Here is a 14,542-nt window from a genome sequence, read left to right as displayed (position 1 = left end):
GCCGGCCCGTGGCACTCACCACGGCGCCCGCCCGGAGCCGACGCACCGGCCCGGCCGGCACCCACCCCAAGCGGCGTGGGTCCGGCCGGGTCCGGCACGGCGAAGGTCTGGCGGGGTACGTCTTCCTCTCGCCCTGGCTCATCGGACTGATGGGCATCACGGCGATCCCCATGCTGCTCTCGCTCTGGCTGAGCTTCACCGACTACGACATCCTCACCCCGCTCTCCGAGGTGCACTGGGTGGGGCTGGCCAACTACGAACGGATGTTCACCGCCGATCCGTCGTACTGGCACGCGGTGCGGGTGACGCTGACCTTCGCCCTGGTTGCCGTGCCGCTGAAGCTCGCCGCCGCGCTCGGCGTGGCGCTGCTGCTCAACCGGGCCTGGCGCGGCGTCGGGCTGTTCCGCGCGCTGTTCTACCTGCCGTCGCTGCTCGGCGGCAGCGTGGCGCTGGCCATCGTCTGGGTCAACATGTTCAACCGGGACGGGGCGTTCAACTCCTTCCTCGCGCTGTTCGGCGTCGAGGGCCTGCCCTGGGTCAGCGACCCGGACTGGGCCCTGGAGACGCTGATGGTCCTGGCCATCTGGCAGTTCGGCGCGCCGATGGTGATCTTCCTGGCCGGGCTGAAGCAGATCCCCACCGAGCTGTACGAGGCGGCGTCGGTCGACGGCGCCGGCACCTGGCGGAAGTTCCGGGCGGTCACCCTGCCGATGCTCTCCCCGGTGATCTTCTTCAACCTGGTGCTGGAGACGATCCACGGCTTCCAGGGCTTCACCGCCGCCTTCGTGCTGAGCAACGGCACCGGCGGCCCGGTCGACTCCACCCTGATGTACACGCTCAAGCTCTACATCTCCGGCTTCACCGACCTGGAGATGGGCTACGCCTCCGCGATGGCCTGGGTCTTCCTGATCGCCGTCGCCATCATCACCGCCGTCTTCTTCAGCACCGGCCGGTTCTGGGTGCACTACTCCGATGGGGAGTCGCCATGACCACGCTCGCCCCCGTTCGGCGGCGCCCCGGCACCCGGCAGGCCGTCCGGCTGCTGGTCCTGATCGCGATCGTCGCGGTGGTGCTCTATCCGCTGGTCTGGATGGTCGGGACGTCGGTGAAGTCCCAGGAGGAGATCGTCAACAACATCGGGCTGCTGCCCGAACGGTTCACCCCCGGCAACTACCGGCAGGGCTGGGCCAACTTCGACGTCGCCTTCGGCCGGTTCTTCCTCAACAGCGCACTGGTCAGCCTGCTCACCGTCGTCGGCAACGCGCTCTCCTGCCTGCTGGCCGCGTACGCCTTCGCCCGGCTGCGGTTCCGGCTGCGCCGGGTCTGGTTCACCGTCATGATCGGCACGCTGCTGCTGCCCGGGCACGTGCTGATCGTGCCGCAGTACATCCTGTTCCGCAGCCTCGGCCTGGTCGGCGGCGACTGGCCGTACCTGCCGCTGCTCATCCCGCACTTCCTGGCCACCGAGGCGTTCTTCGTCTTCCTCATGGTGCAGTTCATGCGGGGCATCCCGCGGGAACTGGACGAGGCCGCCAAGATCGACGGGGCGTCCTCGTTCGGCATCTTCCGGCACGTGATCCTGCCGCTGAGCCGCCCCGCGCTGGTCACCACCGCGATCTTCTCGTTCATCTGGACCTGGAACGACTTCTTCCGGCAGCTGGTCTACCTGTCCAAGCTGGACGACTACACGGTCCCGGTGGCGCTGACCCTGTTCATCGACTCCACCAGCCAGAGCGCGGTCGGGCCGATGTTCGCCATGTCGGTGCTGTCCCTGCTGCCGGTGTTCCTGTTCTTCCTGGCCTTCCAGCGCCTCCTGGTCGAGGGCATCAACACCAGCGGGATCAAGGGATGAGCGAGCATCAGCCAGCGAATCATCGGTGCGGCGCGCCGGTGAGCGGCGAGCCGGCCCGCCGGGACTGGCGGGACACCCTGCGCGAGGCCACCGACCTGGCACTGCTCGGCTTCGCCCTCGCCCTGGCCGCCCTGCCGGTGCTCACCCTCGCCCCGGCCGTGGGCACCGCCAGCGCCGCGCTGCACCAGCGGAGCGTGACGGGGAGTTGGCCGGACGCCCGGACCACCTTCGCCCGGTTCGGGCGGGCGCTCCCCGCCGGGCTGGCGGTCAGCGCCGTCGGGCTCGCGGTGGCCGGCGTGCTCGGCGCCGACCTGGTCGCCCTCGCCACCGGCCGGGTGCCCGGCGGCGGGCCCGCGCTGGCCGTCACCGCCGTCGTCGGTGCCGCTCTCCTCGGGTACGCGGGCCTGGTCGCCGTCGCCGTCGGCCGCACCGGCGGCCGGGGCTGGCGGGCCGCGGCCCGGGCGGTGGCGCGTGTCTGCCCGGCGCGGCCCGGCACCTGGGCCGCCGCCAGCGGCGTGTGCTGCCTGGCCGGGCTGCTCGCGGTGCTGGTCACCCCGATCGCGGTGCCGATCCTCGCCGGATACGCCCTGGCCGCCCTGCACGCCGTCGCCACCCGCCGGCCGGTCACCCAGCCGGAGGCCCCGTGACGAGCGGCTCCCGGGCCGCCGCGCCCGCCACCCCGCCGGGTTCGGACGACGACCCGAGGCTGGTCGTCGACGGCACCGAGGTGGCCCGCTACGTCGTCCACCCCGAGCTGGACCGACGGCACGGGCCCCGGCCGTACCTGCACCCGGTACGGACCCTGGCCGGCACGTCGGTCACCGACGTGCTCCCCGCCGACCACGTCTGGCACCTGGGCGCCTCCCTCGCCATGCAGGACGTCGACGGCACGAACCTGTGGGGTGGCCGCACGTACGTGCGGGACAGCGGCTACACCTGGCGGGACGACCACGGGGTGATCGCGCACACCGGCTGGCGGGAGCGGACCCCCGACCGGCTCGATCACGACCTGCACTGGCGGGACCGGGCCGGCCGCCCGCTGCTGACCGAGCGGCGCCGGCTCGGCGCCACCCCGGCCGACGGCCGCGCCTGGTGGCTCGACCTGGACACCACGCTCACCTCCACCACCGGTCGGGACGTGCACCTGGGCAGCCCGGCCACCAACGGCCGCCCCGGCGGGGCTGGCTACGGCGGCTTCTTCTGGCGCGCGGTCGCCGAGGCGGAGCCCCGGGTGTTCACCGCGGAGGCCGAGGGGGAGGAGACGGTCAACGGCAGTGCGGCGCCGTGGCTCGCGCTGGCCGGCACCGTGCCGGGTGGCGCGGCGTACACCTTGGTCTTCACCGGGCGGGGGCCCGGCGACCGGTGGTTCGTGCGGACCTCGATGTACCCGGGGGTCTGTGTGGCCTACGCCTTCGACCGGCCTGCGGTGGTCCCCGCGGGCCGGCCGCGTCGCCGCCGGCACCGGGTGCTGGTCGCCGACGGCCACCTGGACCGCGCCGCCGTGGCGGCCCGGCTCGACCGGTCGACGCGGACGTGACCGGGCCGGAGGTCGCCTGCGTCGGCGAGTCGATGGCGGTGCTCGCCCCGCCGACCGGGACGGCGCTGGAGCACGCCGACCGGCTCGCCGTCGGGGTGGGCGGCGCGGAGTCCAACGTGGCCATGGGGCTGGCCCGGCTCGGGCACCGGGCCGCCTGGGTCAGCCGGATCGGCGACGACCCGTTCGGCCGCCGGGTGGTACGGGAGGTCGCGGCGGCCGGTGTGGACACCTCGCTGGTCACCGTCGACTCCGCTGCACCCACCGGCGTCTACCTCAAGGATCCCGGCCCGGCCGGCACCCGGGTGCACTACTACCGGGCCGGCTCGGCGGCGTCGCGGCTGACCGCCCGGGCCCTCGACGACCCCCGGCTGGCGCAGGTACGGCTGCTGCACCTGTCGGGGATCACCGCCGCGCTGTCCCGTGGCTGCCGACGCCTGGTCGACCACGCGTTGACCCGGCGGCCGCTGCCCGGGGCCCGGATCAGCTTCGACGTCAACCACCGGCCCCGACTCTGGTCGGCCCGCCGGGCGGCTCCGGTGCTGCGCGAGCTCGCCGACCGGGCCGACGTGGTCCTCGTCGGGCTGGACGAGGCGCGGACGCTGTGGGGCGTCGTCGACCCGCCCGAGGTACGCCGGCTGCTGCCCGGGCCGGACCTCGTCGTGGTGAAGGACGGTGCGGTGGGGGCGACGGCGCTGCCCCGTACCGGGGCGGCGGCGTTCGTGCCGGCGCTGCCGGCGGTCGTGGTGGAGCCGGTCGGGGCGGGGGACGCCTTCGCCGCCGGCTTCCTGTCCGGGCTGCTGCGCGGCCTCGACCTGCCGGGCTGTCTGCGGCTCGGGCACCTCACCGCGGTCCCGGCGCTCGCCGCGTCGGGGGACACCGCGCCACCGCCCGACCCGGTGCGGACGGCCCACCTGCTGACGCTGCCCGCGGCGGACTGGGCCACCCTGGACCTGTCGAACTCCCTGCGGGAAGGGATCGAACGTTGAGCGAACACGACTTCGGGCCGGTCTTCGGCGGCGCGCGGGTGATGGTGATCCTGCGCGACCTGCCCGCCGACGAGACGGTCCGCCTCGCGGAGCGGGCCTGGGACCTCGGCATCGGCGTGGTGGAGGTGCCGATCCGCACGCCGGACGCGGTGCCGGCGTTGCGTGCCGCGGTGGCGGCGGGCCGTCGCCGGGACCGGCTGGTCGGTGCCGGGACGGTCCGCACTCCGGAGCGGGTCCGGCAGGCGGTCGACGCCGGTGCCGCCTTCACCGTGGCACCCGGGCTGGACCTGGCGGTCGCCGACGCGGCGGCCGGCCACGGCATTCCGCATCTGCCCGGGGTGGCCACCCCGACCGAGGCGCAGCGGGCCCTCGACCACGGCCTGCGGTGGCTGAAGGCGTTTCCCGCGGTCAGCCTCGGACCGGCCTGGTTCCGGGCGGTCGCCGGGCCGCTGCCCGAGGCGTGCTTCGTGGCCACCGGCGGGATCGACGCGGAGAACGCGCCGGACTTCCTCGCCGCGGGGGTGCGGGTCGTCGCGGTCGGGTCGGCGCTGTCCGACCCCCGGCAGATCGACCGTCTGGCCGCGCTCGCCGCGCCCCACGGGGACAGGGGTGTCCCGGCAACGCAGTGACTCCGGTGCCGAAGGAATGCACCGCAGGTAGGACGGAGGAGGGCCGCACGGTACTTGATATTAATAAGTCCATATGGTATTATATCCATTTGCGACTGGTAGCTTGGCGGCGGCTCCCGGGGCGGCGGCACGCGTCGTCGGGAGCGCCCATCCTCATGCCGCGCCAGCCACGGCGCGGCCGGCTCCCGAAGGGACCAGTCGCATGCCCGAGGCGTCCACCGCCGCTCTCGACACCCGCGTCCGTAGCTTCCTCGCCGGCTTGTCACCGGACGCCGACAGCGTGGACGCCCACGCCGTCGGCACCTGCTTCGCCGATCCGTTCCTGCTGGCCGACGACACCGGGGCCCGCCCGGTGTCCCGCGCCGCATTCCTCGCCGCCCTGCCCCGCCGGGAGCGGATGTTCGCCGACGCCGGCCTCGGCCCTGCGGCGCTGACCGGCGTCACCTGCCACCGCCTCGACGACCGGTACGTCCTGGCCCGCACCGAGTGGGACGCCCCGCGGATCGACGGTGGCGCGCCGGTGCACCTCGCGTCGTCCTATCTGCTGCACGACGACGGCGGACGGTTCCGCGTCCTGCTCTACCTCAACCACCAGGGGCTGCCGGGGGCCTGACCCTGCTCACCACGGTGTGGGCGCCGGCGGCGGCACCACCGGTGGACGGTCGTCGCAGGTGATGGTGTTGGGCAGCTGCCAGGGCGCGAGCCACCCGTCGTCGTTGCCGCCGAGGTCGGTGAGGGTGAACTCCGAGCCGGCCGGGGTGAAGTGGAACGATCCGCAGTTGTTGACCCCGACGGCTCCGACGTGGCGCGCGTCGACGTTGGCGAAGGACGCGGAGCCGGCGGTCCGGGCGCTCACCACCGAGGTGCCCGTCCCGTCGACCCGGATGTCGCGGAAGTGCACGTTGCTGATCGTGACCGCGTCCTTCACCGGCCAGTCGCTGACCAGCATGATCGCGTTGTAGGTGCTGTCGAGGAAGGCGTCGCCGACCACCTGGATGTCGGCGTCGATGCTGCGGTCCAGCGCGTAGAACCAGATCGCGCCGAGGCCGATGTTCCAGTTCAGCTCGTAGCTGCCGGCGCGGACCGTGGTGTTGTCGGTGATCCACAGGTGCCCGGTGAACGGCTCGGCGCCGAACCGGGAGCCGACCTGGATCGCGCTGCCCTCGCGTACCGGGTCGGCGACCAGGTTGTGCGAGATCGTGTTGTCGGTGCCGCCGTACAGGGCGATGCCGTTGGCCAGGACCGGCGACTGCACGGTGTTGTGGTCGAAGGTGTTGTGCGCATTGCCGCTCCGCTCCGACCACATGGCCAGGCCGTCGTCACCCGTGTTGCGGACGAAGGTGTGCGAGACGGAGGAGTGGGTGACGCCGGTGTGGAAGTTGACCCCGTCGGCGATCTGGTCGGCGATGACGGTGTCGGTGACCCGCAGGTCGGTCATCGGCCCGTCGAACCACATCCCGACCTTCGTGTGGTGCAGGTAGAGCCCGTCGATGGTGGAGTGGTTCAGCGCCCCGCCGATGGCATTGACCTGGTCGGTGTCGATGCGCTCGCGGACGTCACCCTCGACGGCGAAGCCGGAGAGGTGGACGTTACTGCTGCCGCCGTCCGCCGCGTCCCGGCCGTAGAAGCCGACGCCGGTGTGCACCGAGCCGTCCGGGGCGGGGGTGTCCAGGGCGATCTCGCGTCCCCTGACGACGGTGTACCAGCTGCCGGCGCCGGCGATGGTCACGTCGTCCACGATGACGTGCCGGTTCACCTGGTACGTGCCGGACGGCAGGTAGAGCGTGCGGTGCGCCCGACGGGCGTAAGCCACGGCCCGGTCGAACGCGTCGGCGGATTCCCGCCGCCCGGTCGGGTCGGCGCCGAAGGCCAGCACGTTCAGCGCGCCCGGGACCTTCCGGGGTGGGGCCACGAGGTGCGCGTCCAGCAGGTCGATGACCGTCCACGCGGCACCGCCGCGGACCGGGGCGGTCAGCCGGATCACCTCGCCGGCCCGGTACGTGTGGCCCAGCAGCAGGCGCTGCTCGTCATAGAAGTGGTGTGGCCGGAAGGGCTTGGCGACGGTCGGCGGCGGGGTGGTGTCGGCCGGCACGCAGGAACACTCGGTGATCCACCAGTCGGGGTGCAGCAGGCCGGCGGCCGGGTCGTTGGAGAACGGGTACTGGTTGTAGAGCCAGGCGTAGCGGGAGGTGAGGGTCATGGTGCGGGCCGGGCCGTGGCCGACGGTGACGGCCAGGGGCGCGGTGGTGCCACCGCCGGTGGGGGAGTCCGGAATGCTGTAGCGGACGGTGATGGCGTTGGTCGCCGCCGGGAGGGTGAACTCGACGTACTGGCCGGGGGTGAGTCGGACCGCCCGGCGACCGGAGGCCTCGCCGGCGAGGGTGTAGGCGGCCCGGTCCGGGCCGATGACCGTGCCGGTGGTGCGGGCGTTCTCCGCCTCCTGCTCGACGAAGTCGACCCGCGCGCCGCGCCCGGCGACCAGCACCGGGTCGAGACCGGCCCGGGTGACCACCGGGGCCGGGCCGGCGGGGGCGGTGCGACCCGCCGCCACGGCGGCGCTTCCGCCGGGTACGGCGAGGGCGACGGCGGCGACCGCCGCGATGATCCTGGCGACCGGCACGTGCGGGCGGGGGTCTGTCGCGCCGTTGTCCACGCTCCGCTGCATCGGGCTACCCACTCTCTGGGGACGGGGAGACGGTGGTGATGCCGGCGTGGCCGGACGCGCCCGCCGCAGACCCCCGTACGCCGCACCCGGCTTCCGGGGGTGCCTCATGTTATTCCCGTCACTTGTCTGCTTTCAAGCGATCCTCCGTCCGAATTTTGCAGTGGCAAATCGGCCGCCCGCACCCGCGCCGGGGCGGTGGCGGCGACTCGCGCAGCTGTCGGACCTTGCCGTGGCCGAGCAGCTGCCGGTTCATTTCTTGCAAGAAGGCGACGTACGATTGCGGCCGTGACGAAACGGTTGACGGAGGTGGCCCGCAAGGCGGGTGTCAGTGAGGCGACCGTGAGCCGGGTGCTCAACGGGCGTGGCGGCGTGTCCGAGGCGACCCGGACCGCCGTGCTGACCGCCCTGGACGTGCTCGGCTACGAGCGTCCGACCAAGCTGCGGGGCGAACGGGCCCGGCTCGTCGGCCTGGTCCTGCCCGAGCTGCAGAACCCGATCTTCCCGGCGTTGGCCGAGGTGGTGACCGGTTCGCTGGCCCAGCGCGGGTTCACCCCCGCGCTCTGCGCCCGCACGATCGGCGGCGTGCCCGAGTCCGACTACGTCGAGATGCTCCTCGACCACCAGGTCTCCGGGGTCATCTTCGCCGGCGGCTCGTACGCGCTCGCCGACGCCGCGCACGAGCACTACCGGCGGCTGACCGATCGAGGGCTGCCCGTCGTTCTGGTCAACGCCGGTGTCGACGAGCTCGGCTTCCCCCGGGTGTCCACCGACGACGCGGTCGCCGTCGAGCAGGCGTACGGGCACCTGCGCTCGCTCGGGCACGACCGGATCGGGATGGTGCTCGGCCCGGAGGGGCACGTGCCGTCCCGTCGCAAGCTGGCCGCGATGATCCGGGTCGCCGGCTGGGCCGGGGACACCGAGTGCGTCGAACGCTCCAGCTTCTCCATGGAAGGGGCGCGGGTCGCCGCGACCAAGCTGGTCGAGCGTGGCGTGACGGGCATCATCTGCGCCAGCGACGTGCTGGCCCTGGGCACCATCCGGGCCGCCCGGCGGCTGGGTCGTGCGGTGCCGGCCGACGTGTCGGTGGTGGGATTCGACGACTCCGCGTTCATGACCTGCACCGATCCGCCGCTGACCACCGTGCGGCAGCCGATCGAGACGATGGGGCAGGCCGCGGTGGACCTGCTGGTCACCCAGATCGAGGGGGCCGGCGTGCTGCACGACGAGTTGCTGTTCGAACCCGAACTGGTGGTACGCGGCTCGACCGCCCCGGCTCCCGGCCGCTGATCGTCTTCCTGCCCCGCTGAGCGGGCCCCGGCCGCCGACCGCTGATCGCGGTCGGTGGCCTTTTCGTGCCGGCTTGATCAACTCCGTGTGCGGCATCTTGTGGTCACCGTCGGTTGTGAGACCGCCTGTTGCCGCAGCCGGAGTTGATCGAGGAGTAAGCGCCCCGTCTGGGTTCGTTCCTTTAGTCGAGTCCTTTCATAATCCAGTCGACATCTTGCTGTCATGAGTTCACCTCGTTACAGTGTCCCCACTCACACCGGCCCCGGCGTTGCTACTCGGGGCGGGTGCCTGGAAGGCCATGGAGACACCCGTTCCCGAAGGGATGGACAGATGTCCGTACCGCAGTACCGGAAGGCTGCGGCGCTAGCGCTCGTGGCCGGCCTGGGGCTCACCCTTGCGGCTTGCTCCACGAAGAGCGATAACGCGACGAAGGATGCCAGCGGCAAGGTCACCATCACCGTCGACTGCCAGCCGGTCGGCGCCCAGAAAGAGTTGTTGCAGAACTGGAACGAGGACGTGGCCGAGTTCCAGCGGCAGAACTCCGACGTCGTCATCAAGAGCGTCAGCGTCGGCGAGCAGTGCAACAACCCGCCGGACTTCACCGCCCGCCTCGCCGGCGGCACCGTGACCGACGTGTTCTACGGATACATGACCGATCTCCAGCAGGTGCTCGACTCCGGTCAGGCGATGGACATCACCCAGTACGCCACCAAGGACACGATCCCCACCTGGGACAGCGTCGATCCGGCGCTGAAGGAGGTCTTCACCGACCAGGGCAAGCTCTACGCCGTACCGGTGAAGAACTACTCGATGGGCCTGGTCTACAACAAGGTCCTGTTCCAGCAGGCCGGGCTCGACGTGAACAACCCGCCCAAGACCTGGGCCGAGGTCCGGGCCGCCGCCAAGAAGATCTCCGCGCTCGGCAACGGCATCGCCGGCTACGCCGAGTACAGCGCCGGCAACACCGGAGGCTGGCACTTCACCTCCCTGCTCTACTCGCAGGGCGGCCAGGTGCTCACCCCGGACGGCAAGAAGGCCGACTTCAACAACGCGATGGGCAAGCAGGTCCTACAGAACCTCAAGGACATGCGGTACGGCGACAACAGCATGGGCGCCCGCCAGCTGCTCCAGTGGGGCGACCTGCTCACCAACGCCGGCGCGGGCAAGGTTGGCATGTTCATCGGCGCGCCGGACGCCACCCAGGCGATCGTCAGCCAGTTCCAGGGCAAGTTCCAGGACTGGGCGATGGGCCCGCTGCCCGGCCAGGACGGCCCGGCGAAGGCGACGCTCGGCGGTGGCGAGGGCTACTTCTTCAAGAAGGGGCTCTCTCCGGAGCAGGTCAAGGCCGGCCTGAAGTGGATCGCGTACGAGAAGCTGACGCCGGGCAAGGGGCAGTTCGACTATGCCCGGGCCAAGCCGCAGAACTACCCGGTGGGCCTGCCCCAGCCGCTGCTCTTCGCCAACGGCAGCAACGCGCAGAAGCAGGAACTCGACCTGCGCAAGGCGAACGCGAACGTCGACACCGCGAACTTCGCAATCTTCGAGGCGAACCCGGTCCCGATCAGAGGTGAGCCGCGTAACGCGCAGGCGATCTACGCGGTGCTCGACGCCGCGATGTCCGGGGTGCTGACGAACCCGAACGCGAACATCGACGCATTGCTCAAGACGGCTGAGGACAAGGTGAACCAGCTCCTGGCCAGCGGGAGCTGATCCGACGGGTGGGGGCCGGCGCGCCGGCCCCCACCCTCCGCGCCACCACCGTCCGGTCACCGACTTCCGCAGGAGTTGTCTTGGCGATCACCACCGTCCCGGGTACCACCGGAAGACCGGGTCGCCCCGCGCCGCCGTACCCCGCCGGGCCCGCAGGCACGAGCCTCGGCCGCAAGGTACGCGACAACCTCACCGGGCACGCGTTCCTGTTCGGAGCGGTTGCCTGCTTCGCCGTCTTCTCCTGGTACCCGATGATCCGCGGCGTCGTCATGAGCTTCCAGCGCACCCGGCGCGGCGAGACCACCTGGGTCGGCTGGGACAACTACGTGCGCATCCTCCACGAGCCCAGCTTCTGGACCGCCTGGAAGAACACCTTCTACTTCACGATTCTCGCGCTCGTCCTCGGGTACGCGGTGCCGTTCTTCGTGGCGATCCTGCTCAACGAGTTCCGCCACGCCAGGGGGTACCTGCGGATCCTGGTCTACCTGCCGGTGATGCTGCCGCCGGCGTCGGCGCTCTTCCTCTTCAAGTTCTACGCCTACGACCCCAGCGACGCGGGCCTGTTCAACGCGATCCTCACGGCGCTGCACCTGCCGACGTCGGAGTGGATGCAGTCGCCCGGGATGACCATGCCGGCGATGGTGCTCGCGTCGACCTGGATGAACATGGGCAGCGCGGTGCTGATCTATCTGGCGGCGCTGCAGAACATCCCCGGCGAACTCTACGAGGCCGCCGAGCTCGACGGCGCCGGAATCTGGCGGCGGATCCGCCACGTGACGATCCCGCAGACCCGGCTGATCCTCGCGCTCCTGGCGATGCTGCAGATCGTGGCCACGATGCAGCTGTTCATCGAACCGCTGATCCTCGCCAACGGCGCGGGCGCGGAGGATTCCGCGACCTCGGTCGCGTACCTCATCTATCAGCACGGCTTCTTCCAGAACGACCTCAACGGCGCCGCGGCGCTTGGCGTGATCATGCTCGTGGTGCTGGCCGGCTTCTCCGCCGTCTACGTACGGCTGACCTCGAAACAGGACTAGGACGGGCGAGAAATGGCGCAGGACTCCGGCACCCGGACCCTCATCTCACATGCCCAGCTCAGCCGGGGGCGCGGCAGGATCATCTACTGGACGCTGCTCACCGTCGTCGTGCTGGTGTTCACGCTCGTCTTCCTCGGGCCGCTCTACTGGATGGTCACCGGGGCGCTCAAGTCCGGCCAGGAGATCGCGCAGACCCCGCCGTCTTTGTATCCCAAGGACCCGCAGCTGCGGAACTACGCCGACGCGTGGACCAACCTGGACCTCGCCAAGCTGCTGTTCAACACGTTCTACTATGCGGCCGGCGCGCTGCTGTTCCAGCTCGTCCTCGACACCGCCGCGGCGTACGCCCTGTCGAAGCTGCGACCGGTGTTCGGCAACGTGATCCTCGGCATGATGCTGGCGACGCTGATGATCCCGGCGATGGTCCTCATCGTCCCGCAGTACGTGACCGTGATCGACCTGCCGATCCTGCACCTCAACCTGCTGGACTCGCCGTTCGCGATCTGGCTGCCCCTGGTCGCGAACGCGTTCAACATCTTCCTGCTGAAACGGTTCTTCGACTCGATCCCGGAGGACCTGATGTCCGCGGCGGTCATGGACGGGGCGACGCCGCTGCGCACCCTGTGGTCGATCATCCTGCCGATGTCGCGTCCCATCCTCGGCGTGGTCTCGATCTTCGCCGTGACGGCCGTCTGGAAGGACTTCCTCTGGCCGAAGCTGGTCATGCCGTCGCCGGAGACCCGGACGGTCAGCGTCGGCATCTACGCCTTCGCCGGCGGCACGCCGATGAACGTGGTGATCGCCGCGTCGGTGATCGCCGCGATCCCGACCGTCGTCATCTTCCTGATCTTCCAGCGGAACATCATGTCCGGTCTGACCACGGGCAGCCTCAAGGGATAGCTCCGAAGACGCCGACGCGCGAACAACGACCGTTCGCCCGACAACACCTCCCGGTCCGGCGAACCCGCCGACGTACCAACTAGAAAGCAGGTGCTCGTGTCCACAGCAGACAGCGGTCCGTGGTGGCGTGGAGCGGTGATCTATCAGGTGTACCCGCGCAGCTTCGCCGACGGCGACGGCGACGGCATCGGCGACATCGCCGGCATCCGGTCCCGGCTCACTCACCTGGCCGCGCTCGGTATCGACGCGATCTGGTTCAGCCCCTGGTACCCGTCCCCGATGGCCGACGCCGGCTACGACGTGGCCGACTACCGCGACATCGACCCGGTCTTCGGCACCCTGGCCGAGGCGGAGGCGCTCGTCGCGGAGGCACACGCGCTCGGCATCCGGACCATCGTCGACGTGGTGCCGAACCACTGCTCCGCCGCGCACCCCTGGTTCCAGGCGGCGCTCGCCGGCGGCCCGGACGCGCCCGAGCGGGAGCTGTTCTGGTTCCGCCCCGGCCGGGGCCCGAACGGCGACCAGCGGCCCACCGACTGGGTCGGCGAGTTCGGCGGCGAGACCTGGACCCGGACCGTCAACCCGGACGGCACCCCCGGCGACTGGTACCTGCACCTGTTCGCCCCCGAGCAGCCCGACTTCAACTGGGACCACCCACGGGTGCGGGCCGAGTTCGAGGACATCCTGCGGTTCTGGTTCGACCGGGGGGTGGACGGCATCCGGATCGACTCCGCCGGGCTCCTGGTCAAGGACGGGACGCTGCCCGAGACGCTGCCGGACCGGCCGCACCCGTTCCGAGACCTCGACGGGGTGCACGAGATCTACCGCGCCTGGCGGCGGGTCGCCGACGAGTACCCCGGCGACCGGGCACTGATCGGCGAGGTGTGGCTGCCGGATCGGCAGCGGTTCGCCAACTACCTGCGCCCGGACGAGCTGCACGCGGCGTTCAACTTCGACTTCCTCGGCTGCGCCTGGGACGCCGCCGCGCTGCGCGAGAGCATCGACGCGACGTTGAGGGCGCACGCGCCGGTCGGTGCGCCGGCCACCTGGGTGCTCTCCAACCACGACGTCACCCGGCACGTCACCCGCTACGGCCGGACCGACACCACGTTCAGCTTCGCCGCCAAGCGCGAGGGGATCCCCACCGACCTGGAGCTGGGCACCCGCCGGGCCCGGGCCGCCGCGCTGCTCTCCCTCGCGCTGCCCGGCGCGGCGTACGTCTACCAGGGCGAGGAACTGGGCCTCTGGGAGGTCGAGGACATCCCGTACGAGCTGCGCCAGGACCCGATGTGGGAACGCTCCGGCCGGGTCGACCCCGGCCGGGACGGTTGCCGGGTGCCGCTGCCGTGGTCCGGCGACGCCCCTCCGTTCGGGTTCAGCCCGGACGGCGCGGCGGCCCCGCCCTGGCTGCCCCAGCCGGCCGACTGGAAGGACCGTACGGTCCGGGCGCAGACCGGCTGCCCGCACTCGATGCTGGAGCTGTACCGGGCCGCCATCGCGCTGCGCCGCGCCGAGCCGGCGCTCGGCGACGGCACGCTGGCCTGGCTGCCCACCCCCGACCGGGTGCTCGCCTTCGGCCGCGAGCCGGGCTTCGCCTGCCTGGTCAACCTCTCCGAGGCTGCGGTGCCGCTGCCCGACCACGACCGGTTGTTGCTGGCCAGTGCGCCCGTCGACGACCTGCTTCCGCCGGACACCGCCGTCTGGCTGCGTACCCGCTGATCCGTCGCGGGGGGGGGGGCCCCCCCCCGGCCCCCCGCCCCCCCCCCCCCCCCCCCCCCGGGGGGGGGGGGGGGGGGGCCCCCCCCCCCCCGGGCCCGGCCGCCCCCCCCAAAAGGCGCCGCCCCCCCACGCCGCCCCCCCCCCCCCGGGTTTTGGGGGGGGCGGGGCCCCCCCCCCCCCCGGGGCCCCCGCCCCCCCCGGGGGGGGGGGGGCCCCCGGC

At 71.8% G+C, this 14,542-nt stretch carries 13 protein-coding genes; 12 read left to right on the top strand and 1 reads right to left on the bottom strand.

Translation table 11 applies throughout. The features are described 5' to 3' along the window. Window positions 1-8: 8 nt before the first annotated feature. The 7 genes from ACIRG9_RS15565 to ACIRG9_RS15535 all read left to right on the top strand — a co-directional run bounded on the left by ACIRG9_RS15565 (window position 9) and on the right by ACIRG9_RS15535 (window position 5,617). Window positions 9-989 carry a carbohydrate ABC transporter permease gene (locus tag ACIRG9_RS15565; protein WP_402855504.1) on the top strand — a complete coding sequence of 327 codons (981 nt, stop codon included), beginning with the start codon at window positions 9-11 and terminating at the stop codon, window positions 987-989. Beyond that, complete coding sequence (locus ACIRG9_RS15560) at window positions 986-1,852, top strand: carbohydrate ABC transporter permease (RefSeq protein ID WP_402855501.1); 867 nt, start codon at window positions 986-988, stop codon at window positions 1,850-1,852. The genes ACIRG9_RS15565 and ACIRG9_RS15560 overlap by 4 nt, the downstream gene beginning before the upstream one ends. Continuing rightward, entirely contained in the window at window positions 1,849-2,499 is a 651-nt protein-coding gene (locus ACIRG9_RS15555; protein WP_402855499.1) for a hypothetical protein, read from the top strand. Before ACIRG9_RS15560 ends, ACIRG9_RS15555 begins: the two co-directional genes overlap by 4 nt. Next, window positions 2,496-3,389, top strand: a complete 894-nt coding sequence (locus tag ACIRG9_RS15550) for a PmoA family protein (protein ID WP_402855498.1) — start codon at window positions 2,496-2,498, stop codon at window positions 3,387-3,389. Before ACIRG9_RS15555 ends, ACIRG9_RS15550 begins: the two co-directional genes overlap by 4 nt. Further along, window positions 3,386-4,375 (top strand): sugar kinase, encoded by a 990-nt coding sequence (locus tag ACIRG9_RS15545; protein WP_402855495.1) that lies wholly within the window; start codon window positions 3,386-3,388, stop codon window positions 4,373-4,375. Before ACIRG9_RS15550 ends, ACIRG9_RS15545 begins: the two co-directional genes overlap by 4 nt. After that, a complete protein-coding gene (locus ACIRG9_RS15540) occupies window positions 4,372-5,004 on the top strand; it encodes a bifunctional 4-hydroxy-2-oxoglutarate aldolase/2-dehydro-3-deoxy-phosphogluconate aldolase (RefSeq protein WP_402855493.1) in 633 nt (210 codons plus the stop codon). The genes ACIRG9_RS15545 and ACIRG9_RS15540 overlap by 4 nt, the downstream gene beginning before the upstream one ends. Before the next feature lie 202 nt (window positions 5,005-5,206). Continuing rightward, window positions 5,207-5,617, top strand: a complete 411-nt coding sequence (locus tag ACIRG9_RS15535; RefSeq protein WP_402855491.1) for a hypothetical protein — start codon at window positions 5,207-5,209, stop codon at window positions 5,615-5,617. 6 nt (window positions 5,618-5,623) lie between these two features. Here the strand turns inward: ACIRG9_RS15535 and ACIRG9_RS15530 are convergent, their stop codons facing one another. Further along, window positions 5,624-7,669 (bottom strand): glycosyl hydrolase family 28-related protein, encoded by a 2,046-nt coding sequence (locus tag ACIRG9_RS15530; RefSeq protein ID WP_402855488.1) that lies wholly within the window; start codon window positions 7,667-7,669, stop codon window positions 5,624-5,626. Window positions 7,670-7,954: 285 nt separating this feature from the next. On the opposite strand from ACIRG9_RS15530, the gene ACIRG9_RS15525 reads away from it, so the two are divergent. The 5 genes from ACIRG9_RS15525 to ACIRG9_RS15505 all read left to right on the top strand — a co-directional run bounded on the left by ACIRG9_RS15525 (window position 7,955) and on the right by ACIRG9_RS15505 (window position 14,322). Further along, the gene (locus ACIRG9_RS15525) at window positions 7,955-8,956 is read left to right on the top strand and encodes a LacI family DNA-binding transcriptional regulator (protein ID WP_402855485.1); all 1,002 of its coding nucleotides are present in this window, start codon (window positions 7,955-7,957) and stop codon (window positions 8,954-8,956) included. 330 nt (window positions 8,957-9,286) lie between these two features. Continuing rightward, window positions 9,287-10,666, top strand: a complete 1,380-nt coding sequence (locus ACIRG9_RS15520) for an ABC transporter substrate-binding protein (protein WP_402855482.1) — start codon at window positions 9,287-9,289, stop codon at window positions 10,664-10,666. An 80-nt stretch (window positions 10,667-10,746) separates the two neighbouring features. After that, window positions 10,747-11,703 carry a carbohydrate ABC transporter permease gene (locus ACIRG9_RS15515; protein WP_402855479.1) on the top strand — a complete coding sequence of 319 codons (957 nt, stop codon included), beginning with the start codon at window positions 10,747-10,749 and terminating at the stop codon, window positions 11,701-11,703. A gap of 12 nt (window positions 11,704-11,715) precedes the next feature. Then, window positions 11,716-12,603: a carbohydrate ABC transporter permease gene (locus tag ACIRG9_RS15510; protein ID WP_402855476.1), complete on the top strand. Its 888-nt coding sequence runs from the start codon at window positions 11,716-11,718 to the stop codon at window positions 12,601-12,603. Window positions 12,604-12,699: 96 nt separating this feature from the next. Continuing rightward, window positions 12,700-14,322 carry a glycoside hydrolase family 13 protein gene (locus ACIRG9_RS15505; RefSeq protein WP_402855473.1) on the top strand — a complete coding sequence of 541 codons (1,623 nt, stop codon included), beginning with the start codon at window positions 12,700-12,702 and terminating at the stop codon, window positions 14,320-14,322. Window positions 14,323-14,542: the final 220 nt, after the last annotated feature.

The organism is Micromonospora sp. NPDC093277, from assembly GCF_044765245.1.
In the GTDB taxonomy this organism is placed as follows: domain Bacteria; phylum Actinomycetota; class Actinomycetes; order Mycobacteriales; family Micromonosporaceae; genus Micromonospora.
The sequence above is the reverse complement of the archived record's forward strand: the minus strand, read 5'-3'. Positions and strand labels throughout refer to the sequence as shown.